Raw genomic sequence first — 24,417 nt, forward strand, 5'->3', positions numbered from 1 at the left:
TCACGCTACACAATAGTTATAGCATAAAAGTGTCTCGTGCTATAGCTTATACATAGTCGAAATCAACGCGGGTATTGGGCGTAAAGCTTATGTTTGACGATATCGATGTGACTCTGGACAGCCTTGCTAAGAAATTCGCTGACAGGCGCGACAAGCACTTAGGTTACCCTTATAATCTAGACTTTGACGCCCGACCAATATCTCAATTTACTAACTTTCTAATAAATAATTTGGGTGATCCATACGTCGGTTCACACTATGCGACAGAGGTCTGCGACGTTGAGCGCGAAGTGGTCGACTGGATGATGCGGGTCTGGGAGTGTCCCGATCCCGAAGAATACTGGGGGGTAGTAGGCGCGAGCGGAACTGAAGGTAATCTCTGGGCGATATACATTGCCCGCGAGACCCTTGATAACCCTATCCTGATACACTCCACTGAGGCGCACTACTCGCTTCCCAAGGCGGCCAAAATCTTACGGATCGAGGCTGTGACCTGCGAGGCCGACCATTCCGGCGCCATTTGTCAGGATGCTCTCCGAGAGGTTATTCACGCAAATCGTCATCGAAGCGTCATTCTCGCATTGACCTGTGGAACAACCATGAAAGGGGCGCACGACGATATCGGGTGCTCCATTGGTGCCCTGGACCAAGTCGGGATCGATCCGAGCCGGCGATTTATCCACGTCGACGGTGCCCTGAATGCAATGGTACTTCCGTTTGTCGATGAGTCACCAAGCGGTATCCGCCCTTCCTTCCAGCACAGGGTCGACAGCATCTCAACCTCGGGGCACAAAATGATCGGCACGCCGATGCCCTGCGGCGTCCTCGTTGCACGTCGTGAACATGTCCGTCGAGTGGCCTCCGTTGTGAGCTACTTGCGTTCCGATGATACGACCCTCATGGGATCGCGAAACGGCCATGCCGTTCTCGCCATCTGGAACCGCCTGACGCGCCTTGGCGTTGCCGGTTTTCGCCAGACTGCCCAAATATGCATCGAGCGGGCGGGTGACTTAGCGGGAGCGCTCCGCTCGGCCGGTGTCCCGGTACTGCTCAATCCATGGTCCTTGACGGTTGTGTTTCCGAAACCGTCCGAGAGGCTGGTCAAAGAATACCAGCTCGCATGCCACGGGGACTCTGCCCATGCGATTGTTATGCCAAACGTCAAAGCTGATCTCATTGACCGGTTTGTCGGCGACTATACCGCCGAATCGCGCTGCTATTCTCGGCAAAAGGTGCATTCATGAACGCTCGTGCTCAACCGCTCTACAACGGAATCGAAGCGCCCGACCGCTACGCCCACTACCGCTTCGATCGGTCCGTCATTTCTGACATCAAGACTCTTGAAACTGATAATTGGCATGGCCCGCTTTATATCGTGAAGGATTATGCCGTGATCGCCGCCTCCATGTGGCTGGTTATTGGGGTGAGCTGGTGGTTCTACCCCCTTGCGCTGATAATCATCGGGGCCCATCAGCGAGGTATCTCAACCATTTTGCACGATTCCGCGCACGGAGTGCTGACAAAAAATCGTCTGCTGAACCTCCTCCTCGGCACGCTGCCGACAGCTTGGCCCATCTTTCAACGCTACTTCGCTTATAAGGAATCGCACGTCCACACGCATCATCCCTTCCTCGGGAGGGCCGATGCCGATCCTGACCTGGAATTCTTCATCGCCGAAGGCGTCTTTACACCTCAGACGGATCGCTCTTTCGTTTGGAAGGTCATCATCCTGCCCCTGCTTGGATCGAAAACCTACGCGTATCTGAAGTATCTAGTCCGCAATAGATACCAGATGATCCTCGACAGCCTCTCTGGCAAGGAAAGCTCAGTGCGGGTGAAGCGCGGAGAAAAATGGCGCTACGAGTTTGATCGTTGGGGTTTCTACGCGTTCTGGGCTTGTAACGCCATGCTGGCTCTAACATACGGCTACTTGTCTGAACTAGTCCTTCTCTGGGTCGTTCCCTACCTCACGTCATTTCATATCATCGGCTGGTTTATCGAGATGTCTGAGCATTGCAGCTCCATCGATAACCAGACCGTCAACCTGAATATGGCCCGGAACCGCCGCAGCCGCCATTTAGAGAAGTGGCTGACCGCGATCAATAACGACAACTATCATCTCGATCATCACCTCGATCCGACAACTCCATTCTGGCGCTTGCCCGAAGCACATGCCATCCGCATGAGGGACCCCGTCTATGCGGCGCATTGTTCCGAAACGGGCGGGATCTTCCAGTCTGGTCCAAATGGTGAGCCTTCGATCCTGAAACTAATTCGCGATCAGAACCGAAGGCGCTTCGCCGAAAGTGCGGGATTACCGGCTTGAACGCTACGCATACACAAAGATTGTATCTCCCGGAGTGACCTAATGTTGACGAATCCCCAAAAGAATGACCCTGCAACACAATTGGGTCCAACGCCACCCATGCATGCGGAGACGATAGTTCTGCATGGCGGTTACCGATGCGACCCGGCGACTCTGGCCACGACTGTACCGATTTATCTCTCCAATGCCTATGCGTTCGAATCCATTGATCACGCATCAGACGTCTTCGACCTCCGCCGCGAGGGGCGCACTTATTCGCGGTTGATGAATCCGACAACGGATATATTCGAGCAACGCGTTGCGGCTCTGGAGGGTGGCGTCGCCGCTTTAGCGACCTCGTCAGGGCAAGCCGCGATTATGCTTGCGATCCTGAACATTGCCGCTACTGGAGATAATATCGTAAGCTCTGCTCACTTATATGGCGGAACAATCAATCTGCTCACCAGCACGTTTCAGCGGCTTGGGATCGAAACCCGCTTCGTCGATCCGAGCGATCCCGAACGTTTCCGCGAAGCCTCGGACCACCGCACGCGCTGTTGGTTTGCCGAAGCGCTTCCCAATCCGAAGCTCAGTCCCTTCCCGATCGTCGAGGTCGGGGCGATCGCGCGTGACCTCGGGATTCCACTGATCATCGACAACACGTTGACGCCCCTCATCTCGCGCCCACTGGAGCTAGGCGCCCATGTAATCGTGCACTCCACTTCTAAATATATTTGCGGCCACGGCACCACGATTGGCGGCGTCATCGTTGATGGCGGCACGTTCGATTGGACTGCTCATTCCGACCGTTTTCCGTTGATGACACGACCTGACGGCTCCCATGGTAACATCCTCTGGCTTGATGCAGCGCGCGACCTGTCAGGTCCCTATGCGGCCAGCCCGTTTCTGCTCAAGATGCGGAACACGCTCATGCGCGACTTTGGGCCCTGCCCGTCGCCATTCGCATCTTTTCTCTGCATCCAAGGACTGGAAACGCTAGCCTTGCGAATGCCACGACATTGCTCTAACGCCCGCCACCTCGCCGAGTATCTGAATGCACATCCTGGCGTTGTGGAGGTGACGTATCCAGCTTTTGGCGGGACGGTCGAACGGCATCGCGCCGAGCAAAACATGGGCGACTCTGGTGGCCCCATGATCGTGTTCGAGATCGCTGGAGGCATCCAGGCCGGGCGCCGTTTTATCGAGCGCCTGCGACTTGCCTACCATGTTTCAAATATTGGCGACGCTAGAACGCTCGCCACGCATCCAGCCTCGACGACACATGCTTCAGTCCCGCGCGAAGCGCGTCTTGCTGCTGGCGTTCGTGACGGAACAATCCGGATCTCCGTCGGGCTTGAGCACATCGAGGATATCATCGCCGATATCGGGCAAGCGCTAGAGGACTCCTAATCGTGGCCGCAATAGTAGACAACCGCCCTGCGATCGTTGGTGTCGTTTCCGATGGCCGCACCATGGACAGCGTCGGCTATGAGACCGTGCGCGTTCGTTATCTTGAAGCTCTGCGTTCGACCGCGGGTGTCTTACCGCTCACGATCCCAGGGGGACTTGCTGAAGAGGATTTGCAGGCGTGCCTTTCGGTCCTCAATGGGGTGTTGCTGACTGGGGCGGAGTCGAATGTATCGCCTTCACTCTATGGGGGGCCAGAAGCTTGTTCAGAGACGCTCGATCTCAATCGGGACAGAACAAGCATTGCTGCGATCAAGATTGCTCTATCATCGGGTATTCCGCTGTTCGGAATCTGCCGTGGCTTGCAGGAACTCAACGTCGCGCTCGGCGGCACTCTCTCAAGCGACATTTCTAAAGGCGAAGGACGGATCCCCCATATGGAAAACCTCGCACTCCCGCGCGACCTTCAATACGCGCCCTCTCATGCAATCCTAGCCGAAGGAAACGGCTGCATCGCCGAATGTATCCGCCGCTCGCAAAAGGGTGCAGTCCTGGTCAACACTCTGCATCGCCAGGGGATCGCTCGTTTGGCGGACGGCCTTGCGGTTGATGCGCGATGCGTGGATGGCGTCATCGAAGCTGTATCTGTAAAAGATGCCACAACGTTTGCCGCCGCCGTGCAGTGGCATCCTGAATGGTTTCATGCTGAGGATTGGCTCAGCGTCGAAGTCTTCCGTGCATTCGGCGAAGCCTGCCGCTCACACATGATAGCAACAAAGTTACGCCCATGAGAAACGCTTATCGTTCGTCAATCGCGGGGGCCGGTTTTGCCCTGCTTGCAGCTCTGTCCAACGGAACCGTCGGGGTGTTTTCCCGATCTGCCTTTAATAACGGCCTTGATCACACTGCGGTAGCATTTTGGCGCTGCGGCATCGCACTTTGGCTAGTCTCGATCGCCATCCTTTTACGGTCGGGGGGCTTGGCACGATTGGTTTCCGCATTCAAGGGGTCATGGAAGATCGCCGTCTGTTCCGCACTTGGCATCTTCACGCTTTATCATTTCGAAACTCAAGCTTTTGCCTACGCCCCAATCCCACTGGTCGCCATCCTTGTTTTCGCTGGCGGTCTGGGTGCAATCGCGCTCGACATCCTCATCCTTAGGGAAAGGATAAGCACGCGAAAGGCGTTCGCCATGATCATGGTTTTTCTTGGAGGTTACTTCCTGATTGCCGGTGATGGCCTAACGACCGGAAGTACAATGGGTGTTAGCCTTGCGCTTGTCGCGGGGCTAGGATACGCCAGCTTTATATTCAGCTGGAAGTTCTTCAAGCTTCGCTCGTCCCTGGAAACCTTCTGGTGGTTCCTGGCTTATGGCTTTGTTATGCTCGCTGTTCCCTACGTTTGGAGTGGAGCGCCAATCCCGTCAGCAAACGCACTTCCAAGCTTGCTGTCGTTGGGGATTATCCCATCACTCTGCGGGTTCTACTGCACGATACTCGCGCTTCAGCATATTGAGGCATACAAGACGCAGGTCATCGAATCGAGTGAGCCCTTCTTTTCAGCGCTCCTCGCAGCGTTGTTCTTCGGAGAATGGCTGACAGGGCCGGGCATGCTTGCAGCAGCGACCATCGTCGTCGGCGCCTTCATAACGTCCATTCCTGAGCGTGCCGTCTCCATGCAAGTGCGATCAGTTGGCGAACGGGAGTAAGGGGCTGTGCTGATTGTTGAGGACCAATGTGCACATGAAAGCGCGGGCGAGCTGTGGCGTGGTTGGATGATGTCCTGCTTCGATAAGCCAGACCGGCCGTATCGAATACTCGCGGGCCTTCGTGCCGCCGTTTTTGAACGGATCCAGGCGTCGAAGCCGATTGCGACCAGCGCTCTGATGACCGTACATGAGCCGGCCGTCGTCCAATCTCTCGAGACGGCTGGAACCGCTGGTGTGTAGAGGGAAGACAAGGTGATGCCTTGCCTTCGCCATCCGCCTGCTGTCTGGGTCAGTCAGCGATATCTGCTCGTCGCCTGTCCTGTTTAACTTTTCTAAAAGTGCCTTATACCAGTCGCGCTTATCCCGGATCGTCACGATCTTCTCTGCCAATTTGTTGTCGCTGCCGCCAGAGTTGCCTCGATCGCTTCCGCACTTATCGTCCTCGGCATCGCTTTCATCGAGCCGCTTCATGTAATCGGAGACCTCGAAATTCCACTGAATTGGTGATGAGCGGGGCGGCCTGATGGCTGTTGGGGGCTTTCGCCGCCGATTTCATGCTGGATTTCATGGTGTCGCCGCCCTTTGGGGCAGCCAGCGTCATGCGGCAGCACGGCGTTCTTCGTGGAAGACGTAACGGAGCATGTTGTAGGCGGTATTGGTCATGCCGATCTTTACCGTCGCCCGTTTGCCCGCGACATCGTTTCCGGCATTGGTTTGCCCTTGGGCTTTCGCTGATGGATGTCCGACTTCAGGCATTGTCCTTCAGCCATTCCTCGGTGGTCTTCGAGCGATAGGCACTGTCGGCCCAGACCGTCGAAGCCGTATTGTCCTTGGTCCCGACGTTCCTGAGTTGGGCTCCGTCATGGGCGCTCGCACTCGTCACCGTCCAGCCCCGGATGAAGCCGTGCGCCCGGTCGATGCCAGCATGGTTTTGTAACCGAACATCGCAATGGCGATGTCATGCTGCTTGGTCGCGGCTGATGTCGGCGTTGCTGTCGGCTGCTTTGCCTTGGGGACCCACCGGAATTGACGAGCGCCCCATCAATTTCGCGAAATTGAGATCACAAGCCGCCGCACAAATCGCGCAGGGACCGTTCAGGCATAGCGAACGTGATGGGGTCACGCGCCACGACGCTCACAGTAATTTAAGCGCTATGAACTCGCTTCGCCGAGAGTGTACACAACGTCCGTCAGGCTCTAAGTCGCGCCCGCGCAGTGCCCCGTTGTCATCGTTGAGACGAGAAGTCCCAGCTCAAGGGAGCCGCGGCAGGCGCGAGAAATAGGCTAAGATCGAATTTCAATAAGCATCTTTTTATATTCATAGCATCGATGGATGCCATCCAAAGAAAGAATTTTACTGTCTCGGAGAAAATCCGCTAGAAGTACTTTCATAAAGTTGTAGCCAGTTAAATGTAATTAGTACCTGGCCGCATGGATTGTCGCGGCAAGGAGACTTGCCTCTACGATTAACAAGGGAGAAGAAGTATATCTGATAGAAAATTGCAAACAATGCTTTCGTATCTGCGTACGTATACAGATAGATCAACTGCATGCCCACAGTCCGGCGCCTAATGCTAGATGTGTCAAACTAAACACAAATAAGAACCCATTTGCATTGCCGGCTGCGGTAATGCAAAGCGCTGTTGCTGCTCTTGAACGGCAGTATCTGTATCCAGCGATGCAAACTTCTGGCGGGCCCCTTTTGCCAGCGGGATGAGACGGCACTTGGTGGCAAACCCGCTTCAGACACAAAAATATTCGCCGTCATTCCTGATCAAGGTCCGGAAGAATGCATTCGCGTAAGGCACGGTACACAACCACAAATGGATAGCTTCTCGCAGCTGTCGATGACATCTTGGAGGCTGAGAGCTCTCGAAGATCGGTCGTATAGCAGCTTCAGTCTCGGCTCTTTTGCGCGTGCATTAGGGATCGCAGAGAGGATAACGGCTGCAAGAATTATTCTCACATCAGCGTGGACCGGCGCTACCCTGTGGCAGGGAGCTAAGGTTCATACCTGCGCTTTCGTGGTCTGCCTAAAAGGCCCCGCCATTCAAACGGTAGAACATGGGCAAGCTTTTCGTCGGCAGAAGCAGTGCGCAACTGCTCGACAGCCGAACATACAAGGACGGGCGCACGTAACGCCACCGCTCCCATCAACGCAACAATGCAGATTCAACCTGAGTAGTGATGTTCAGCAAAAAAACACCCCCAAGCCGCAGTTCGCTTGAGCCAAGGTCCGGCTCCCCGTCAAAGTTGGAGACAATTGAATGAGAAAGGCCCTTCCTTCGAAGCTAGCCCTCGGCATATTCGATCATTTGGACGACGACGGCAGCGCCATCGAGCGGCAGTACGCAGACCGCCTAAGGCTAGCAGAAACTTGTGATCGGCTCGGATTCTATGCTTACCACTTAGCGGAGTACCATTTTTCCCCGCATGGGAGAAGCCCATCGCCGAATCTGTTCTTATCGAGCGTCGCGCAGCGTACCCGACAACTTCGTATTGGCCCACTGGTCATGCTGCTTAGCCTTCATCATCCGCTACGTGCGTTTGAGGAGATCTGCATGCTTGACCAATTGAGCGGAGGCAGGGTCGAGTTAGGCATAGGGCGAGGCTCTCTTCCGATCGAGCTAGGTTACTTCGGGATTGATGCGGACGCGGTGCCGGGACGCTATTTCGAAGCCAGCGAAATCTTGGTGGAAGCGATGAGGGGCGGTATTCTTTCTTACCAGGGCCGGCATTTTGAGCTAAACAATGTCCCTTTGACGCTGAGGCCGCATCAACGTCCGCGTCCACCGATGTGGATCGCCACTAACCGACCCGAGTCGGCGCGCTGGGCCGCTGCAAACGACGCAAATATCGCGTGTGTTGGACCTGCCTCATTTGTTCGCAAGATTACCGACGCCTTCCGTTCTGATGGAGGACACAAGACTGACACGGACGACCATACGTCATTCCTCGGATTACTTCGCATGATCGTAGTCGGGCAGTCTGCAACCCATGCATATTCGCTCGCGGCTCCTGCTTTCGAACGATGGCTTAAAAGTTTCAAATTCCTGTACGACATCAATGCGATCCCATTTCCACCTAATCTGCCCCTCAACTTCGACGCGGCAATGGAAAGTGAATTGTGTGTGGTCGGAACGGCGGCTTTCGTGCGACGGGCTCTGCTTGATCAGCTAGAAGAAGCGGGTGCCAACTATCTGCTTTGTCAAGTCGCGTTTGGGGATCTGCCTTTGGATGCTTCGCTGTACACCGCCATGACCATTCAATCCGAATTCATGGAACGAGTTGCCTGAGTGCGATAGTCTCTGGCGAGATCAGGTATGCGGGACTTCTTTGCTACCGATGCGTGCCGCGGCCGTGAGCTAAATCCCTTGAGGTGCATCTTGAACGGATAAACAACGCTATCAATTTGTTTACTTTTCCCGAAGGCCGCTTTTAAGGAGCGAAACTGAGCACACGAGGGGTTTAGGGTGGAGGGTTGTTGCCGCGCAGAACTGAGCGCAGACGCAATGAAGGGCCGGTAACGACAGCGGCACGGGCATCGCCCGCACTGGAACCTGGGGTGAGGTCTGCCGGTCGTTGCACAATCGCCATGACCGGCCTCTTCTCCGTTTTACTTTCCCTTGCGGCCTCTCCCAGGAGGCGGATCATCGGGATGCATTCTGGGTCTGCCGCCGAGATAGAATGGTCGACTTCCACCGTACCGTCGAGGGCTCTGTTGCAAATTTCCATTTTGGTCAAGACGGCGGGAGGTTAGGACGTTGATTACCTGGCAACTTGGCGGTGCGAGCAATGCCGCAGCTTCCGTCAGGGCGCTCGGTCCGATGCCAAAAGCCCGTTCGGGCTTCGCCACGAACGTCACCCGTCAGATTGAAAATCGCAGCCTGGCCCTTGCGCAAGGCTCGCATGACCTCGAAACCTTTGATCGTCGCATAGGCCGTTTTCAGCGTCTTGAACCTCTCACCGGCCTGATCAGCTGTTTCAGCTTGCCGTGATCAGCCTCGACGATTGTTCAGATATTTGACCTGCCGGTGCACAAGCTCGCTGGGGCATTTACCTTCCGCTTTCAAGTGCGCGATGGCGATGCCATAAGTCGGAGCTTTGTAAGCGCGAAAATAGCTGCACTTGTTCATTGACTGAGCGTTGAGCGAATCTGTGTCCAAAACGGAGACTGTGGACATGAGATTGGATGGCGCGGGGATTTAAGGAGAGCTTCGGGTGGTCAAGGTTCTTCGCAATGGCAAACGGGGGTTTGATCCGGTCGAGAAGGAGCGCTTGATCGACGCATGCCTTGAGCCGGGGGTATTGGTCGCAGGGCTTGCGCTGAAGTACGGGGTGAACGCCAATCAGTTGCGCAATTGGATCAAGCTGCGTCAGCGCCGGCAGGCGGAGAAAGCGTTGACGGTTATGCCTTACGCACTGTCGGCCTTCGTTCGGTGGTTGAGGCAGCGCCGACTGCGAGGCCGCCGGCCGCGGCGGCTCGTCCGACATCGACAGGGGTGCGGTTGAAGGCGAGGCTACCGAACGGTGTGCGGCTTGAGCTTGAAGATGCGGATGCTCAGGTTCTATCGGCAATGATCGAAGCGTTGGGGCGTCGCTATGTTCCGGCTGGCTGATGATCTGCGCGTCTAACTTCACTGGGAACCGATCGACTTTAGGGCCGGGATCAACAGCCTCGCGATTTTGGTCGAGCAGTCCATGGGCCTCAATCCGTTCGAGCGGGCGGTGTTTGCCTTCTGCAACCGTCGCAGAACCCGGATGAAATTGCTGTTTTTGATCGATCGGGCTTTGTGCTCCTTTTGAAAGCGCTGACCGAAGACAAGTTCCGCTGGCCTCGGCGACAGGAGGCTGTGGTGTCGCTTGATGCCGAGCAATTGCACTGGTTGCTCGACGGCATTGATCTCGACGCGATGGTGCGCCATCCGGTGCGGCAATATGAATTTGTCGGGTCAATTCTCGGCGCAAATGCCGGGTCACTTCTCAGTGCAAATCAACAGTCCTCGATTATTATTTCCAAATGCGAAAGGACTTCGCGAAGGAGGGCTTCGGCGACCGGGGCTTGGTTTGGTGGACAGACAGAGCCCCAGACTAGGGGCAATATTCCGGTAAAAATTGCCGCTCACCGCATGATGGTGCGGATGTCCGCCTTGAACGGATGCGAACCTTTGGCACGTTCATCGCGGGCCCCTTTACATTGATGCTCTCCCGACTTGTCGCTCCGCGTTGCGCGGCGCGGCTGGGTGGATTTTTGGTTACTTCACGCGCCATTGTGGCGTTCCCCAAATTCCCGGTATTTCCAGGCTTTTCAGGGTGTTGCCGGCAAGTCCATGCCGCATGCAGGGCGCATGGAACACAAAAGAAAAAGCCGAACGCCCCATTCGCTCGTCCGGCTTCTCCCCGCGACTACCTACCACAACCAAGGGCAAACGGTCGGGTAGCGGTCGCTAGTCGAGCGCTCTAGCGCCGGCTGCCAAGGCAGCTTGCTGTCAAACGGCCCACCCGCTGTAAGCGGCAGCAATTAGCGTTCGGGCGGCCCCCATGGTGCCTTCCATCCATAACGGGTAACGCTCGTGCCTTCCCTCTGCAGCACCTTGTCATTTACGAGCCTCTCTAGGGCACGAGCAAAATCAGCGTTTGATAAATCAGTGTTTGCAACCAGAAATTCCGGTAGCATGTCCCAACTGTTCACATGACCGTTGCTGTCCTTCAGCTTGTGGTAAGCGGCCATCACTGCTTGGGCTGATTTAATCGTTCGGTATGGCATCTCCCTTCCTTCCCTCACCCTGGAAATAAGATGCGCGCTGCATTTGGCGTGCCATGGAGGCGGGGCACCTCATTAGGGAGCAGTAGAAAGAATTCTCCACCTCCTCACCATAGGTCCGCGACAAGTGTCCCGTCCCATGCTACGGCGCGATTCTCGCGATCGCATTTGATACCAAAACCATGGATCCTTTGCGATCAAAGCGACACGCTCGAGGGCCAAAAACAGTCTTGCTGACGATTACATTCTCATGATCGCAGCCGATTGCGAGGATCAGCCACTGCGCGCGATCCTTCCCTATATTGCCACGCTAGATACAAGCGACGACATCGCGCGCCAACATTTCCTCATAGGCAGGAAGCAGGGCGGCAAGCGCAGCCCTCTCAATAGCCGAGTTCACCGGCCACCAAACGGCATAGCGACTTTCGACCTTGGCACTCGGCGCGTAGACCCCTAGAATCCCTTCTGCGTGCTTAACCAAATGGACACCGCTGACCCTCAATCCAAGGTCGGGCAACCATATGTCACCCACGGCCAGGATTTCATAGCTGTGGCTACCATTGTCTCTCCATTTTCGAATGTACAAAACGTCAGCTCTCATGCGGGCGATCCCATCTGCGATAATACGGGATCGCTGCGGGTAATGTGCATGCTTGTTTTCTGAAACTCCCACATGGACAGCCTCCACCGCGCGGATCTGACATGCTGCTCGCCATCCGCCGTCGGCTTTCACAGCAGCTCGCGCTCACATTCACATCGCCAGAGCTGAAAGCTTTGGACCCTGCTCTGATTTCCACGAGAGCGATGTTCGTGGGTCCGTTCTTGCCTTGGTGGCTCGACAAGGCCTTACACTGACAGGACGGACTCACTCACTCGAAACAACCCGCCGTTAGCTCACCGTTTCCACGATTTCATAGCTTCTGAGAAGGCCCATGCCGATATTGAGCGCGATCACCAGACTGGCTTTGGTGTGATCGCCGCCGTAATCGCAATCCGTCAAGATAATTTAAATCGTGCTTAAACTTCGTCAGAAGAAGCTTGGATCACGATCCGTCGATCGGCGCCGCCGATCTCAATAGACCTGATTGAGCACGGTATACACCAACAGCTCCCACCGTCGGTGTTTTAGTACGGCGCCGCTCTACCTCGCCTGGAGGTCCGTCAAAACTTTGTCAGACGCATCCCTGATCGGCTTTGAAATCTCCGCCGCCGCCTTGGTAGCCAGCGCCCCGAATTCCTTGGCGTTCTCAATACTTGCTTCTACGCGTTTGTGCAGGAAGCTCGACTGCAGTTCGAGGACCTGCGATGGCGAAGTTGCGCTCAGCAATGCTTGTAAATGCGAGAAGCCGGCCTCGGTATTGGCCTTCAGTGCGGCGACCGTCTTTCGTGAAAATTCGTACCCGACCTGTTTCGTAGTTTCGAAGACCGGGGTGAGTATTTTCTGGCTCTCTTCAGTGCTCGAGGCAAATTTCAAAAAGACCTCGGCCAACTGTTTGTTCCCCTTTTCTACGGCGTCGCCGATCTGATCGGCCATCTTGAGAGGCGACGATGCTAAGTTTTCGATAGTTTCAAAGGATCTTTCTGAAACCTTGGTCATTGCGTTTTTCTCCTTCTTGACGTTGGTGTCACCGACGATGTCGACAGGAACCGCGACGATCTTGGCGAAGTCGGGGTTTGTACTGCCGCCCGTCGGCCATGCGTGACTATTTCGTGGGATGCGGATTTGAAATAGATCTGGCATTTGCCCGCCGTTCCACTCGTTTCATGACCCGACATCACATGGTTTTGTTGCTTCTGGTCGCCAACGAGGATACGCAAACTTCATGCCAACTGTGAGTACGCCTCAAAGCGGGTTTCTGCTTGCGGTCCCGGTGGCTTAGCAGCTGCGTGGAGGAGAGAGGGCCGAACCACTCGTCGCGATCTCGACAAATGCGACAAAGGGCGGTGGCTGCCCGACATTTGCGAAAATAGCGATGATGTCCCAGGGAGTGGTGTAGCAGGGTAGCGGTGGCCATCAGTGTTTTTCCGGTAGGGTCGGTTTGTCGAAGACCAACCTGATGGAAAGACCACCGATGACCGACGAGATGATGAACCTGCGCTCGCTTGTTGAGAAGAGCGCCGACGCCGATTTGCTTCGCGAGATGATCGGGTTTGCCGCCGAGAAGCTTATGGAGCTGGAGGTCGGTGCGAAGACCGGCGCGAGCTACGGCGAGAAGAACGCCTTTCGGCTTACCCAGCGCAACGGCTACCGCGAGCGCGACTGGGAGACACGGGCCGGGACCGTGGAGCTGCGTATCCCGAAGCTTCGTACCGGCACCTATTTCCCGAGCTTTCTCGAGCCGCGTCGCATGGCCGAGAAGGCTCTGACCGCCGTAATTCAAGAGGCTTACATCCAAGGCGTTTCGACCCGCTCCGTCGACGATCTGGTCAAGGCGATGGGCATGAGCGGCATCTCCAAAAGCCAGGTTTCCCGCCTGTGTGAGGAGATCGACGACAAGGTAAAGGCCTTCCTTGAAAGGCCCATCGAGGGCGACTGGCCCTATCTGTGGATCGACGCCACGTATCTGAAGGTCCGCCGCGGTGGCCGCATCGTCTCGGTCGCCGTCATTATCGCCGTCGGCGTCAACACCGATGGGCGGCGCGAGGTCCTGGGTATGGAGATCGGCACCTCCGAGGCCGAGCCGATCTGGACGGAGTTCCTGCGCAAGCTGACACGGCGGGGTTTGCGCGGCGTCAAGCTGGTCGTCTCCGATGCGCATGAGGGCATCAAGGCCGCCGTTTCGAAGGTTCTCTCCGCGACCTGGCAGCGATGCCGGGTCCACTTCATGCGCAATGCGCTCGCCCATGCCGGAAAGAGCGGTCGACGGGTGGTCTCCGCCTTCATCGCCACGGCCTTTGCCCAGGACACACCAGAGGCCGCCAGCCAGCAATGGCGCAATGTCGCCGATCAGATCAGGCCGAAAGTACCGAAGCTTGCCACCCTCATGGACAGTGCCGAAGAAGACGTGCTGGCCTACATGACCTTTCCCCGTCAGCACTGGACGAAGCTGCACAGCACCAACCCTATCGAGCGACTGAACGGCGAGATCAAGCGCCGAACCGAGGTTGTCGGCATATTCCCAAACGAGGACGCCATCGTCAGGCTCGTCGGCGCGTTGCTCCTCGAACAGAATGACGAATGGGCCGTACAGCGCTCCCGATACATGACCCTTGAGACCATCGCCACAATGAGCGATGATCCAATCATCAGCCTGCCTGCTGCGGCAAGCTGATCCAGTCCCGGCTCTGCCCGGAAGGCACGGCGAACGCCGAAGCTACACCACTCCCTGGGACATCATCAAAATAGCGGCAAGATCTCTGCGCAGCAACCACGGGTTCACCCATAGTCTCCACGCAATTTGGATCGCTTTGTGCCCAGTCATTTAAGGTTATTGTCGGACCCCTTGAGGTCACGAAGCCCCGATCATATCACTTTGATCTTGGCGTCAAGGCTCCACGCTCCCGGACCGGCCAAAGCCAGGTAGAGGAACACGAAGCAAAATAGGATCGCGGCATCGCCGCCATTAAGCACGGGAAAGATGCTATTGCCCGGCAAATGTATCATCCAATAGGCGACGGCCATTTGACCTGACAAAAGAATGGCGACCGGTCTCGTCAGAACGCCCACCAGAACAGCCAGGCCGCCGATCACCTCCAGAAGACCCGCAGTCAACATGAAGGGTGATAAACCACCTAAACCTTCTGTTCCGGCCACGCCGTCTGAAGGGAAGCTAAATAGCTTCATGGTGCCATGTTCGATGAATAGTAGCGCGGTAACGATCCTCAGCACGGCAAGTGCCGTCTGCGCGTGTTTCGAAACATCCTTCAAAGCAGTCTCCACTTATTGTTTGTCTCGTCGTAAATGCCTGGTCGATTGTCATTCGAATTAGATTGCGCTGGGGCCGTTAACACGGACCACAGCGGATCTTTCTCGCAAATATCGTGCCAGAGGAACGGCCGGAAAACGTATGATGGTGCTATGCAGGAGGGATAGGGCTTCTGGGTGCGAAATCGTGGCAAACGATTTTGAAGCTTTGCAGAGTCAATATTCATAGGGCATCCGCGGCATCGACAAGGTCGCCGTATCTGTCAATCATCTGCTGACCTTATTCGGACGAACGCGCACCGCTTGATGGGTAAGCATCCTGCGCCGATTTCGATTAGCCAGCGTAGCGCGCGCGGCCCCGAGGTTAAGGACAAAATCTACTCACAAAGCTTTATCAAAGTCGGCGTGCGTTCCGTTGAGTTTAGGCGGATACGTCATATTAGTAGGACAAAGCGGCCGAACTAGCGTATTGTGCAATGCAGCACGAAGAGCATCTTGCTACGTGTCCATGATCGCCTCCGGCGACAACAAGGGGGCGATATGCGATTCCTTTTAGACGGATTTAAACGAGTTGTTAGATCTCATAAAAGGAGCGCCGCCGCTCCGGGGCCGGCGACGCTGTCCCGGCTGCAAAGCTTCGGTTCAAACCCCGGAGCGTTGCAAGCGTGGTACTATGTTCCCGAAGGCCTGACGAAGGCGCCGGCGTTGGTGGTGGTTCTCCATGGATGTGGGCAGAATGCTGCTGGCTATGATCAAGCCGCGGGGTGGTCGAAAGTCGCAGAGGATTTCGGATTCGCCGTGCTTTACCCGGAACAGATTCCCCCGAACAATCCCAAGCTATGTTTTAACTGGTTCAACTTAGGCGATATTCGCCGAGGCCAGGGAGAGGTGCACTCCATATGGCAGATGGTGGAGACCATGACCACCGAGCATGGCATCAACCGTGATCGAATTTATATCACCGGACTGTCGGCGGGCGGCGCGATGGCGAACGCCGCCCTTTGTGCCTATCCCGAGACCTTTGCCGGTGGCGCAATCATCGCTGGCCTTCCTTATGCCGTTGCTACATCAGTACCGGCAGCCTTCGATCGCATGCGTGGGCACGGCATCCCCAATGAGGAATGGCTGCAAGAACGGTTGGCCGAAGCCTCGCCTCATATAGGTCCCTGGCCGACGATTTCGGTGTGGCACGGCACAAGTGACGGGACGGTCGCACAAGCGAACGCCAGTGCGATCATAACTCAGTGGAGCGGCGTCCATGACGTCCCGCTCAATCCCTCGTCGCTGAAAACCGTCGACGGGCACAAAAGGCTTGCCTGGCGAGATCGGTTCGGCAGGGACGCAATCGAGCTTTACCTCATAGAGCGCATGGACCATGGGACGCCACTCGACGTCGCATCGGGTTACGGACAAATCGCGCCGTATATGCTGGACGCGGGAATCTCCTCCACCCTCCACACTGCGCGATCGTGGGGCCTGACGCCCGCATTTCGACGACGGCCGAAAGGGATTGGCTACGTCCGGCCAACAAGGCCACCTCAGGTGACCGGCGATCTCAGCCGCACTGGGCGGAAGACATTCAAGTGGTGATGAAAAGCAGGATTAATTCGCTGACATCGCCAGCTCGGGACGCGGGAAAGCCTGCTCTGCCGACAGGTGCTAAATCATTGATTTGGATTTCTACCATCCTCCAGGTTCGATGAGGAGCCCTCACGGCAGGTCCAGACGGAACCCATTGCCCATTACAAGAGCCTGAAGCACGGACGATCGCTCGAGTTTATCGTAAGCGCCGTCTCCGCCCCATTGAATTGGCTGTATTTTGAGGCTTGCCGCGTGTGCGAGAAGGTTTCCAGGACTATCTGGAGATTTGCATGGCAGATGATGGATTTGTTGGGCGCTACGAAGTTGTCGAGCCGCGCCGCGGAAACCGGCGTTGGCCGGATGATGTGAAGGCGCGGATCGTGGCGGAAAGCCTTGAGCCTGGTGTTCGTGTTGTTGATGTCGCGCGCCGTCATGACGTTGTTGCGCACCAGCTTTCCTTGTGGCGCCGGCAAGTGCGCGAGGGCATTCTGGCGTTGCCTTTTGAGACTATGTCGGGCCAGTCGGAGAGCGGCGATGCCGAGCCTGCATTTGTGCCTTTGGCGATTGCGGCAGAGCCGAGCGCGGCTGTGAATGTTTTGGCGCCGCCGCTGCCGGCGGCGGTTTCGTCGGTCTTGACGTTGGAGATCGGCCCGGATGTTGTGATGCGGGTTCCCGGCGATGTGCCGGTTGAACGTGTGGCGGCTCTGGTGCGAGCCATGCGAGGGACGGCATGATCGTCGCGGGCCAACGACTGCCGATCCTGATTGCAACGCGGCCGGTGGACTTCCGCTGTGGGCATCAGGCGCTGGCTCTGATGGTGCAGACCGAGTTGAAGCTCGATCCGCATTCCGGGGTGACGGTGATCTTCCGGTCGAAGCGCGGTGATCGCCTGAAAATCCTGGTATGGGATGGCACCGGAATGGTGCTAACCTACAAAATTCTTGAACATGGAAACTTTGCCTGGCCCAAGGTTCAGGATGGGACGATGCGTCTTTCCAGGGCTCAATATGAGGCTTTGTTCGAAGGTCTTGACTGGCGACGGGTCATGGCGCAACGGGTGATCGCGCCGTCGGCGGCAGGGTGAATATCCGGCCGTCTTTGCATTGTTTTATTTGGCTTTTTTGTGCTGCCTTGCTATAAGGCCGCATGTCGTCGCCCCTTGATCTCAGCCTGTTTCCGGACCTTCCGCCCGAGGTGGTCAAAGCCTTTGCGGCGATGCAGTTCGAACTGTCGGTCGAGCGTGCTGCACGTCAGCATGAGCAGGCTGTGGTGGCCGAAAAGGACGCCTTCATCGCCGAGTTGAAGGAACTGATCGAGAAGCTTGAGTGTCAGGTTCACGACTATCGGCGCACCAAGTTCGGGCCGAAATCGGAAAAGCTCGATCCGGCGCAGATGGAACTGGCGCTGGAAGACCTTGAAACGGCGATTGCCGAAACACAGGCGCGGATCGCCGCCGTCGAGAAAAAGATCGAAGCCAGCGCATCCGATCCGGACAAGGCCGCCCCTCGCAAGGAGCGTAAGGCCCGTGCACTGCCCGAACACCTGCCGCGGGTCGAGAGAGTGATCGAGCCCGAGAGCATCGTTTGCCCCTGCGGTTGCGGCAACATGGTCCGGATCGGCGAAGACCGGACGGAACGGCTCGACCGGATTCCGGCACGCTACGAGGTGATCGTCACGATCCGCCCGAAATACGCCTGCCCCAAGGGTCGAACGGGCGTCGTCCAGGCCAGAGCGCCGGCGCATCTCTTGGAAGGGAGCTGGCCGACGGAAGCCCTTCTGGCTGAGATTGCCGTCTCCAAGCATTCCGAACATATGCCGCTCAACCGGCAGGCCGAGGTCATGGCGCGACACGGGGTGCCGATCGACCGCACGGTCCTTTCCGATTGGCTTGGGCGCACGGGCAGCGAAATCGCACCGGTGGTCGACCACATGGCCGAAAGGCTGCTGTTTGAAAGCACGCGGCTCTATGTCGACGAGACAACAGCTCCGGTTCTTGATCCGGGGCGAGGCAAGACGAAGACCGGCTATCTCTGGGCCGTGTTGCGTGACGACCGCGGCTGGAACGGTTCTGCGCCGCCGGGCGTGGTGTTCCATTATCGGCCCGGGCGTAAAGGCGAATATGCCGCTGAAATCCTCGACGGGTTCAACGGGACAATCCAGGTGGATGCCTACGGTGGTTACTCTCACCTCGCCACGTCGGACCGGATGGGTGGCGATCCATTGAAGCTGGCTTTCTGCCGAGTAGGCGGGGTCGTTACCGAGCCCCGCCCCTCACAGATCCGGACGTGCAGATTTCCCGCATCCGGTTCCTCACAGTCCAGTTTCGCTCAGGGACGGCTCCACTGATGTACGATCCGGGTTGAAGGCAAGGGAAACCGGTCAAGGACCTGCGCCATCCGATTCCAGTTCGGCTTTCCAGATCGGCTGCGGCGTGAGAGCCCGCTTTTCCAGATGCGCTCGACCTGATGGTGATACCACCTCAGACGCCGTCCATTGCCCGTGATCCCATAGTAGGCGTAGTGGCCTCGCATCATCCGGGTCAGATGTCGGTGCTGAACCGTGAGCGACAGGTGCAGGTGTTTGAGGCACCATTCCCTGACTGCCCGTAAGGCTCGCGCAAACCGATCCTTGGCCGTGACCTGCCGCACCACCGGCTTCCCCTTCCGCGACTGCCCCCAGACATGGGTGAAGCCGAGAAAGTTGAAACTGGTGGCACTCGTTGCCGGGTGCCGCCCATGCGGGCGCCGGAAACGGAAGTCCACATAGCGCGTCTTGTCGGGATGGAGCCGGAGCCCATACCGCTCGAAACGCCTGCCCAGCACGGCCAGCATACGCCGGCCGTCCAGGTAATCCTCGAAGCTCATGACGAAGTCGTCAGCATACCGCACCATCTGGCACCTCCGTTTTAGGCGAGGCTTCGCCACCTCCACGTACCACCTGTCCAGCACATGGTGGAGGAAGATGTTCGCGAGAAGCGGACTGATCACTCCGCCTTGTGGAGTTCCAGCTACCGATCGGCTCAGGGTGCCCTGGTCCAGCACCCCCGCGTTCAACCACTTGTCAATCATGCGTCTGATGACGCCGTCTCTGATCCTCAGGTCGAGAAAGCTGCGTAGATGCCCGTGGTCGATGCTATCGAAATACTTCGAGATATCCGCGTCGATCACCCATCGCTGACCGGTGTCCATGATGCCATCGCGCAAGGTGCGGATGGCGTCATGCGCCGACCGTTCCGGCCGGAACCCGAACGAGCAGTCCAGAAAGTCCTCCTCGTAGATCGGCTCCAGCAGCATCACGATTGCCCGTTGCGCCACTTTATCTTCGACGGTCGGGATGCCCAGAGGTCGCCGGGACCCATCGGCCTTGGGGATGTAGTGGCGTCGCACCGGGGGTGCGCGGTAACTGCCCGACATCATCCGGATCCGGAGGCTTTCAAGATTCGCCCCGAGATCCTTCTCATAGTCGTCAGCCGTGCGACCGTCGATGCCCGCCGCGCCATCCTTGCGCGTCAGAGCCCACGCCTCGAACATCCAGTCGAGATCAATCAGATGGTGCAAGGATGTGAACACCCTCTCCGGGTGCTCCCTCGCCTGTTCGGCTATCCACTGCCGTTTCGTGTACACGTTTGTAGGGCTCAGGGTCCCCTCCGATGTTTCCTGTCAGTGGTTCTGGTTCCGTGACACCCCCCTTTCCTCCTTCGGGTCCCGCCGGACACGGTTCCCCGCGCTCATTGGTAATATGAGGGTGCTACGACTTCCCGCTCACGCTTGCCCGTCGGCTTATTGCTTCGCCTTCCGGGTCCATGCGGCCCTGCATATTTGTGTCCGCCGAGGCGCTCCCTCCGACATGCAGGGCTGTCGTAGGGCCGGGAGTCTTTTATGTCAGCCGGCACCCCGTTTCCGGCATTGCTTCCTTGGGCGTGAGTGGGATCTCTCAGGTTCCCCGGCGATCCATCCCATGACTTTGCGGTGGCCCAAGACCCCGGACGACCCCGCCTGCCTCGCCAATACCGGCAAGTCGGATGCTGCCCCCGGTCCCAACACTCCGAAGGCGTCGTCACAAACCATGATATCGGGGCTTACCCCGCCGCTTCATCATCCGCTGTCTACGCTTCACGAATGACGTTGCCGCCATCCATGCAAGACTCGCTTCCGGCTGGCGGGCTGCGCCTTTGCCGGACGGGCGTTGAACCCGCTGGATCGCTGCGAACGGTTTCTGTTCGGCTCTCACCTCCTTTCGTATTCATCCCCCGTTCCGGGACTTGCCTGACGCAAGTTGGGCGCACGGGCGCAGAAAGCTGATCAAGGCCACGCCAAAGAGTGGATCGCCGATCGTCGACGAGGCGCTGGTGCGGATCGCCGCGCTCTACAAGATCGAAGGCCGTATCCGGGGTTGCGATCACGAGCATCGCCGGGCAGTTCGACAGGACCTGTCCCTCCCGCTGGTGGACGAGTTCTTCACCTGGCTGGCAGCGCAAGCCAAGCGCGTCTCACGCAAGTCTGACCTCGGAAAAGCCCTGGCCTATATGCTGACGCGACAGGCCGGATTCCGGCTGTTCCTGGACGACGGCCACGTCGATATCGACTCCAACCTGGTGGAAAACGCGATCCGCCGACCCGCCATGAATCGCCGCAATGCGCTCTTTGCGGGGCACGATGAAGGGGCCGCAACTGGGCCCGGTTTGCCAGCCTGATCGGCACTTGTAAAATGAACAGCGTTGAACCCTACGCCTATCTGTGCGACCTCTTCACCCGCCTCGCAAACGGCCACCTCGCCGAAGACATCGATGCCCTGATGCCATGGGCCCATGCCGCCCGCACCAAGCCCTCACAATGAGCTCGTCAGGTACTCTTCGGTGAGCTCATTTGACGGCCGAAAATCGGCCTCAGGTTGCCGCAACTGAAAAATCGATGGGGCGTGGACGCCGCATACAGTTTATCACCAAGATCCACCCGCGTGGTGGCGATGGCAAGCAGTGTGGGAGATCGGTAAAACGGTCGTGAGGTCAAACTAATCGATCAGCCTTCCTGTTGAAAGCCGTTCGTCGCCAAGAGAACGATTCTACCGCGCCGAGGCCATTGCAGAAGCCGCGTAACCACCAACGGTGCGATTTGTGAGTGCCAACAGCGGGGACAAGCAAGCCGATGCGGTCCAAGTGCGCGGGCCGTCCGCAACGCAGGCAGTCAATACATACGTGAACATCTGACGAAGTGCGGAGGCATCATTCTTCCTTCTAGCGACCGAACACACATCATGAATGAGCTTATCGCGACCTTTCCCGATCTGGCGGAGGTTGCCCCCAGGTCTTCTGCGGCGGCCTGCTGGCAGCAAATTGAATTTATCTCCGAAAAGATACCGGCGCTGGACAAGGCACTTCATATGGGTGTCAAACAAGGATGATCTCACCACACGACTTACGACGACCCCTGTCTCCTCGTTCGCGGAGAACCTCATTTCCTTTTCCACCCAAACCCGCAATCGACCAGACTGCCAAGCGTCGAATGCCTCTCACCGCTATTTCAGTGACCCGAATTTGCGGTCTTATGCAGCAACAGCCACCAGCGGCTCGCAAGCGTGTTGCACTGTTCTATGGCTGCCCGAGAGGGTTCGCCTTCTCCGCCGCGCATTCCGGCAGTCGCATAGGTTTGGCGAGTTTCGCCAGCGCCTCGGGCTTGCCGCATGCCGGGAAGCCGGCGAGTGGCATCGTCTCTATGAATCGGTTGCGTTCGATTGTGCTGAGGCCGGGTTCATTGATCATGCTCTCGATGGTTAATTCAGGGTGCTGCTTGAGAGCTTCCATGGCTGAAGCTTTCGCCTCATCGGTTCGCCCCAGTGCCGCAAGCGAGCTGCTGCGGACGACCCAGGTCCATCTTTGGTAGTTGTTGGGCGTCATGCGCTCCAGCATCGTCACCGCCTCGTCATACCGCCCCGCCATGAAATAGGCGGGTGCGAAGAAGTTGGAGGCCCACATCGGATAGTTCGGGTCGAGCCGCATGACCTTGTCGACCATTTGAGCGCCGCGTTCGGGTTCGTTGAAGCGTGCGGCAAAGCCGCTATAGAACGTCAGGATTTCGGACGAGCCCGGAGCCAGGCGAAGGGCGGTGTCGAATTCGGACTTGGCGCGGCCCATGTCGCCTCTATTGGCAAGGCTCATCGCAAACACTGCGTGGGCTTCGGCGTCGCGTGGATCAAGGCGCACCGCGCGTTCGGCCACCTCGGCGGCCACCTTGCGGTTGCCCTCGGGATCGACGCCGAACACACCCATCAGATCATGCGCGTGGTAAAGTTCTACCCAGGCCCGCGCCAGCCCCGGGTCCAGCTCGACGGCGCGGTTGAGAAAGGTGATGGCCTCCTCATCATCGGCCTTGGTGAGCTTTTCGATCTTCTCTGATCCGAGCAGGTAGTAATCATAGGCGTTAAGGTTGTCGGGCCGTTTGCGTTTGGCTGCGGCCCGCCCGGCCTCTTGAATCAGCCCGACGCCGCCGCCGAGGCGGTTGGCGACCTGCTCTGCGATTTCGGTCTGAACGGCGAACACGTCCTCGGCGGGCCGGTCCCAGTTTTCCGACCAAAGATGGCGGCCGGTTTTGGCATCGATCAACTGCGCCGTGATCCGCACCCGGCCACTCTGCCGCTGGATCGAGCCTTCCATGACAAAGCCGACATGGAGCGCAGTTGCGACCTGGAGGGGATCCACCGGCTTGCCCTTATAGGCTTCCGTCGAATTTCGCGCCACCACCTCGAATTCGGGAAACCGCGCGAGGTCGGTGATGACGTCCTCGGTCAGGCCATCGGCGAGACGGCCGCTCGCTTCGTCGCCACCGTAATTTTCAAAGGGCAGCACCGCCACCGACGGCTTGCCGATCAGAGGCTCCGGCTGCAGGAACCACCAGGCGGCCCCGCCGCCTGCCAGAGCCAAAACGACGATCGCCGCTGCAGTTGTCCCAATCCAGCGCGGCATCATTGCGAGAAGCGGGCGACGCACCCGTTTGCCGTCGAGCCTCAACCGATACATCCGCACCGGGCGGCTGATGTTTTTGACCTGCTGCTCGCCGGCGAAATCGAGCGGCCAATCGAGTTTGCCCTGAAGATGATCATATGCCGTGCCCGACACCACCACGCCGCCCGGTTCGGCCAGATGCTCCAGCCGCGCGGCGACATTCACCCCGTCCCCATAGACATCGCCATCGACCAAGGCGACATCGCCGAGATTGATCCCGACGCGGAATATGATGCGCTCGGGCTCCGGCAGGCCGGCATTGCGCGCCGCCACGGCATTTTGAAACGCCGCAGCACAGGCAACCGCATCCACCACGCTGTCGAATGCGACGAGTGCGCCATCGCCCATCAGCTTGATGACGGTGCCATGGCGCTCGGAAATGGCGGGATTGATCAGCTCGACGCGGATCGCCTTCAGCCGCTTGATGGTGCCGGCCTCGTCGGCCTCCATCGCCTTCGAGTAGCCGACCATATCCGCTGCGAGGATCGCGAGCAGCTTTCGGTCGAGCGCGGGGGTGCCCATCATCGTTGCCTTGCATGAACATGCAACAGTGTCGACAGTCTACACCCACGGAAGCGCCGCAACCAGCACACCGCCAAAACGGCATGTCTGCTTGCGGGCGAAGCGGCCACGAACTCGCTTCGGCCGGTGGCATCTGCTACCGAACTCCGCGAATTTGCTGGCGCGCGAATGTGAAATGCTGAGCAGATGCGCCTGAGGTGCCGCACCTTTCAAATAGCACTGACACACAAAGGACGCATGAAAAGTCACGGCTTCTTTTTCTTAATTC

General features: G+C 57.7%; 21 protein-coding genes and 5 pseudogenes. 16 read left to right on the plus strand and 10 right to left on the minus strand.

Features of this window, described 5'->3' with window-relative positions:
• The first annotated feature begins 89 nt into the window (after positions 1 to 89).
• From QA646_RS28995 to QA646_RS29015, 5 genes are read left to right on the plus strand one after another with little or no spacing between them, the layout of a single operon-like run.
• Positions 90 to 1,244, plus strand: coding sequence for a histidine decarboxylase (locus tag QA646_RS28995; RefSeq protein ID WP_283060739.1), 1,155 nt, complete (start codon positions 90 to 92; stop codon positions 1,242 to 1,244).
• Complete coding sequence (locus QA646_RS29000) at positions 1,241 to 2,326, plus strand: fatty acid desaturase (protein WP_283060741.1); 1,086 nt, start codon at positions 1,241 to 1,243, stop codon at positions 2,324 to 2,326. The genes QA646_RS28995 and QA646_RS29000 overlap by 4 nt, the downstream gene beginning before the upstream one ends.
• Before the next feature lie 42 nt (positions 2,327 to 2,368).
• Entirely contained in the window at positions 2,369 to 3,715 is a 1,347-nt protein-coding gene (locus QA646_RS29005) for an O-acetylhomoserine aminocarboxypropyltransferase/cysteine synthase family protein (RefSeq protein WP_283060742.1), read from the plus strand.
• A gap of 2 nt (positions 3,716 to 3,717) precedes the next feature.
• A complete protein-coding gene (locus QA646_RS29010; RefSeq protein ID WP_283060743.1) occupies positions 3,718 to 4,503 on the plus strand; it encodes a gamma-glutamyl-gamma-aminobutyrate hydrolase family protein in 786 nt (261 codons plus the stop codon).
• Positions 4,500 to 5,420, plus strand: a complete 921-nt coding sequence (locus tag QA646_RS29015) for a DMT family transporter (RefSeq protein WP_283060745.1) — start codon at positions 4,500 to 4,502, stop codon at positions 5,418 to 5,420. Before QA646_RS29010 ends, QA646_RS29015 begins: the two co-directional genes overlap by 4 nt.
• On the opposite strand, the gene QA646_RS29020 is transcribed toward QA646_RS29015, so the two are convergent.
• From QA646_RS29020 to QA646_RS29030, 3 genes are all read right to left on the minus strand, one after another.
• Entirely contained in the window at positions 5,400 to 5,891 is a 492-nt protein-coding gene (locus QA646_RS29020; RefSeq protein ID WP_283060746.1) for a hypothetical protein, read from the minus strand. The genes QA646_RS29015 and QA646_RS29020 overlap by 21 nt on opposite strands.
• Positions 5,892 to 6,017: 126 nt before the next feature.
• Positions 6,018 to 6,176, minus strand: a complete 159-nt coding sequence (locus QA646_RS29025; RefSeq protein ID WP_283060747.1) for a hypothetical protein — start codon at positions 6,174 to 6,176, stop codon at positions 6,018 to 6,020.
• Positions 6,169 to 6,303 carry a hypothetical protein gene (locus tag QA646_RS29030; protein WP_283060748.1) on the minus strand — a complete coding sequence of 45 codons (135 nt, stop codon included), beginning with the start codon at positions 6,301 to 6,303 and terminating at the stop codon, positions 6,169 to 6,171. Before QA646_RS29030 ends, QA646_RS29025 begins: the two co-directional genes overlap by 8 nt.
• Before the next feature lie 602 nt (positions 6,304 to 6,905).
• Between QA646_RS29030 and QA646_RS29035 the strand changes: the two are divergent.
• Together QA646_RS29035 and QA646_RS29040 are read left to right on the plus strand one after the other, a co-directional pair.
• Positions 6,906 to 7,095: pseudogene (locus tag QA646_RS29035) on the plus strand (histidinol-phosphate aminotransferase); the annotation flags it as partial.
• A gap of 592 nt (positions 7,096 to 7,687) precedes the next feature.
• Complete coding sequence (locus tag QA646_RS29040; protein WP_283060750.1) at positions 7,688 to 8,716, plus strand: LLM class flavin-dependent oxidoreductase; 1,029 nt, start codon at positions 7,688 to 7,690, stop codon at positions 8,714 to 8,716.
• Positions 8,717 to 8,883: 167 nt separating this feature from the next.
• On the opposite strand, the pseudogene QA646_RS29045 reads toward QA646_RS29040, so the two are convergent.
• A pseudogene (locus tag QA646_RS29045) lies at positions 8,884 to 9,108 on the minus strand (IS1595 family transposase); the annotation flags it as partial.
• 102 nt (positions 9,109 to 9,210) lie between these two features.
• Positions 9,211 to 9,526: pseudogene (locus QA646_RS29050) on the minus strand (DDE-type integrase/transposase/recombinase); the annotation flags it as partial.
• Between the two features lie 115 nt (positions 9,527 to 9,641).
• Between QA646_RS29050 and QA646_RS29055 the strand changes: the two are divergent.
• Together QA646_RS29055 and QA646_RS29060 are read left to right on the plus strand one after the other, a co-directional pair.
• Entirely contained in the window at positions 9,642 to 9,932 is a 291-nt protein-coding gene (locus QA646_RS29055; protein ID WP_349254277.1) for a transposase, read from the plus strand.
• A gap of 344 nt (positions 9,933 to 10,276) precedes the next feature.
• Positions 10,277 to 10,621: a hypothetical protein gene (locus QA646_RS29060; RefSeq protein ID WP_283060751.1), complete on the plus strand. Its 345-nt coding sequence runs from the start codon at positions 10,277 to 10,279 to the stop codon at positions 10,619 to 10,621.
• An 873-nt stretch (positions 10,622 to 11,494) separates the two neighbouring features.
• Here QA646_RS29060 and QA646_RS29065 read toward each other — a convergent pair.
• Positions 11,495 to 11,785: a hypothetical protein gene (locus tag QA646_RS29065; protein ID WP_283060753.1), complete on the minus strand. Its 291-nt coding sequence runs from the start codon at positions 11,783 to 11,785 to the stop codon at positions 11,495 to 11,497.
• Positions 11,786 to 12,325: 540 nt separating this feature from the next.
• A complete protein-coding gene (locus QA646_RS29070) occupies positions 12,326 to 12,925 on the minus strand; it encodes a phasin (protein WP_283060754.1) in 600 nt (199 codons plus the stop codon).
• 331 nt (positions 12,926 to 13,256) lie between these two features.
• Between QA646_RS29070 and QA646_RS29075 the strand changes: the two genes are divergently transcribed.
• Positions 13,257 to 14,456 (plus strand): IS256 family transposase, encoded by a 1,200-nt coding sequence (locus QA646_RS29075; protein WP_283061027.1) that lies wholly within the window; start codon positions 13,257 to 13,259, stop codon positions 14,454 to 14,456.
• A gap of 191 nt (positions 14,457 to 14,647) precedes the next feature.
• On the opposite strand, the gene QA646_RS29080 is transcribed toward QA646_RS29075, so the two are convergent.
• Positions 14,648 to 15,052 carry a DoxX family protein gene (locus QA646_RS29080; protein WP_283060756.1) on the minus strand — a complete coding sequence of 135 codons (405 nt, stop codon included), beginning with the start codon at positions 15,050 to 15,052 and terminating at the stop codon, positions 14,648 to 14,650.
• Between the two features lie 537 nt (positions 15,053 to 15,589).
• Between QA646_RS29080 and QA646_RS29085 the strand changes: the two genes are divergently transcribed.
• From QA646_RS29085 to QA646_RS29100, 4 genes and pseudogenes are all read left to right on the plus strand, one after another.
• A complete protein-coding gene (locus QA646_RS29085) occupies positions 15,590 to 16,639 on the plus strand; it encodes a PHB depolymerase family esterase (RefSeq protein ID WP_283060757.1) in 1,050 nt (349 codons plus the stop codon).
• Positions 16,640 to 16,920: 281 nt separating this feature from the next.
• Positions 16,921 to 17,364, plus strand: coding sequence for a transposase (locus tag QA646_RS29090; RefSeq protein WP_283054806.1), 444 nt, complete (start codon positions 16,921 to 16,923; stop codon positions 17,362 to 17,364).
• Positions 17,361 to 17,714, plus strand: coding sequence for an IS66 family insertion sequence element accessory protein TnpB (tnpB, locus tag QA646_RS29095; protein ID WP_283054400.1), 354 nt, complete (start codon positions 17,361 to 17,363; stop codon positions 17,712 to 17,714). The genes QA646_RS29090 and tnpB overlap by 4 nt, the downstream gene beginning before the upstream one ends.
• A gap of 62 nt (positions 17,715 to 17,776) precedes the next feature.
• Positions 17,777 to 18,868: pseudogene (locus QA646_RS29100) on the plus strand (IS66 family transposase); the annotation flags it as partial.
• An 89-nt stretch (positions 18,869 to 18,957) separates the two neighbouring features.
• On the opposite strand, the gene ltrA reads toward QA646_RS29100, so the two are convergent.
• On the minus strand, positions 18,958 to 20,187 hold the full coding sequence (gene ltrA / locus QA646_RS29105) for a group II intron reverse transcriptase/maturase (RefSeq protein WP_283060758.1): 1,230 nt from the start codon (positions 20,185 to 20,187) through the stop codon (positions 18,958 to 18,960).
• 719 nt (positions 20,188 to 20,906) lie between these two features.
• Here ltrA and QA646_RS29110 point away from each other — a divergent pair.
• Together QA646_RS29110 and QA646_RS29115 are read left to right on the plus strand one after the other, a co-directional pair.
• Positions 20,907 to 21,466, plus strand: a pseudogene (locus tag QA646_RS29110) (transposase); the annotation flags it as partial.
• A gap of 417 nt (positions 21,467 to 21,883) precedes the next feature.
• The gene (locus tag QA646_RS29115; protein ID WP_283060759.1) at positions 21,884 to 22,030 is read left to right on the plus strand and encodes a hypothetical protein; all 147 of its coding nucleotides are present in this window, start codon (positions 21,884 to 21,886) and stop codon (positions 22,028 to 22,030) included.
• 187 nt (positions 22,031 to 22,217) lie between these two features.
• Here the strand turns inward: QA646_RS29115 and QA646_RS29120 are convergent, their stop codons facing one another.
• Positions 22,218 to 24,149 carry an adenylate/guanylate cyclase domain-containing protein gene (locus QA646_RS29120; protein WP_283061038.1) on the minus strand — a complete coding sequence of 644 codons (1,932 nt, stop codon included), beginning with the start codon at positions 24,147 to 24,149 and terminating at the stop codon, positions 22,218 to 22,220.
• Between the last annotated feature and the right edge of the window lie 268 nt (positions 24,150 to 24,417).

The sequence above is a fragment of the Rhizobium sp. CB3090 genome (assembly GCF_029714285.1).
GTDB lineage: Bacteria > Pseudomonadota > Alphaproteobacteria > Rhizobiales > Rhizobiaceae > Rhizobium.

What these genes read in the sequence shown, in the direction of transcription:
- QA646_RS29025 (WP_283060747.1), bottom strand. Translation starts at nt 6,176, where the DNA reads ATGCCTGAAGTCGGACATCCATCAGCGAAAGCCCAAGGGCAAACCAAT.
- QA646_RS29005 (WP_283060742.1), top strand. Translation starts at nt 2,369, where the DNA reads ATGTTGACGAATCCCCAAAAGAATGACCCTGCAACACAATTGGGTCCA.
- tnpB (WP_283054400.1), top strand. Translation starts at nt 17,361, where the DNA reads ATGATCGTCGCGGGCCAACGACTGCCGATCCTGATTGCAACGCGGCCG.
- QA646_RS29115 (WP_283060759.1), top strand. Translation starts at nt 21,884, where the DNA reads ATGAATGAGCTTATCGCGACCTTTCCCGATCTGGCGGAGGTTGCCCCC.
- QA646_RS29000 (WP_283060741.1), top strand. Translation starts at nt 1,241, where the DNA reads ATGAACGCTCGTGCTCAACCGCTCTACAACGGAATCGAAGCGCCCGAC.
- QA646_RS29040 (WP_283060750.1), top strand. Translation starts at nt 7,688, where the DNA reads ATGAGAAAGGCCCTTCCTTCGAAGCTAGCCCTCGGCATATTCGATCAT.
- QA646_RS29075 (WP_283061027.1), top strand. Translation starts at nt 13,257, where the DNA reads ATGACCGACGAGATGATGAACCTGCGCTCGCTTGTTGAGAAGAGCGCC.
- QA646_RS29090 (WP_283054806.1), top strand. Translation starts at nt 16,921, where the DNA reads ATGGCAGATGATGGATTTGTTGGGCGCTACGAAGTTGTCGAGCCGCGC.
- QA646_RS29070 (WP_283060754.1), bottom strand. Translation starts at nt 12,925, where the DNA reads ATGCCAGATCTATTTCAAATCCGCATCCCACGAAATAGTCACGCATGG.
- QA646_RS29015 (WP_283060745.1), top strand. Translation starts at nt 4,500, where the DNA reads ATGAGAAACGCTTATCGTTCGTCAATCGCGGGGGCCGGTTTTGCCCTG.
- QA646_RS29085 (WP_283060757.1), top strand. Translation starts at nt 15,590, where the DNA reads ATGCGATTCCTTTTAGACGGATTTAAACGAGTTGTTAGATCTCATAAA.
- QA646_RS29120 (WP_283061038.1), bottom strand. Translation starts at nt 24,149, where the DNA reads ATGGGCACCCCCGCGCTCGACCGAAAGCTGCTCGCGATCCTCGCAGCG.
- QA646_RS29020 (WP_283060746.1), bottom strand. Translation starts at nt 5,891, where the DNA reads ATGAAGCGGCTCGATGAAAGCGATGCCGAGGACGATAAGTGCGGAAGC.
- QA646_RS29065 (WP_283060753.1), bottom strand. Translation starts at nt 11,785, where the DNA reads ATGAGAGCTGACGTTTTGTACATTCGAAAATGGAGAGACAATGGTAGC.
- QA646_RS28995 (WP_283060739.1), top strand. Translation starts at nt 90, where the DNA reads ATGTTTGACGATATCGATGTGACTCTGGACAGCCTTGCTAAGAAATTC.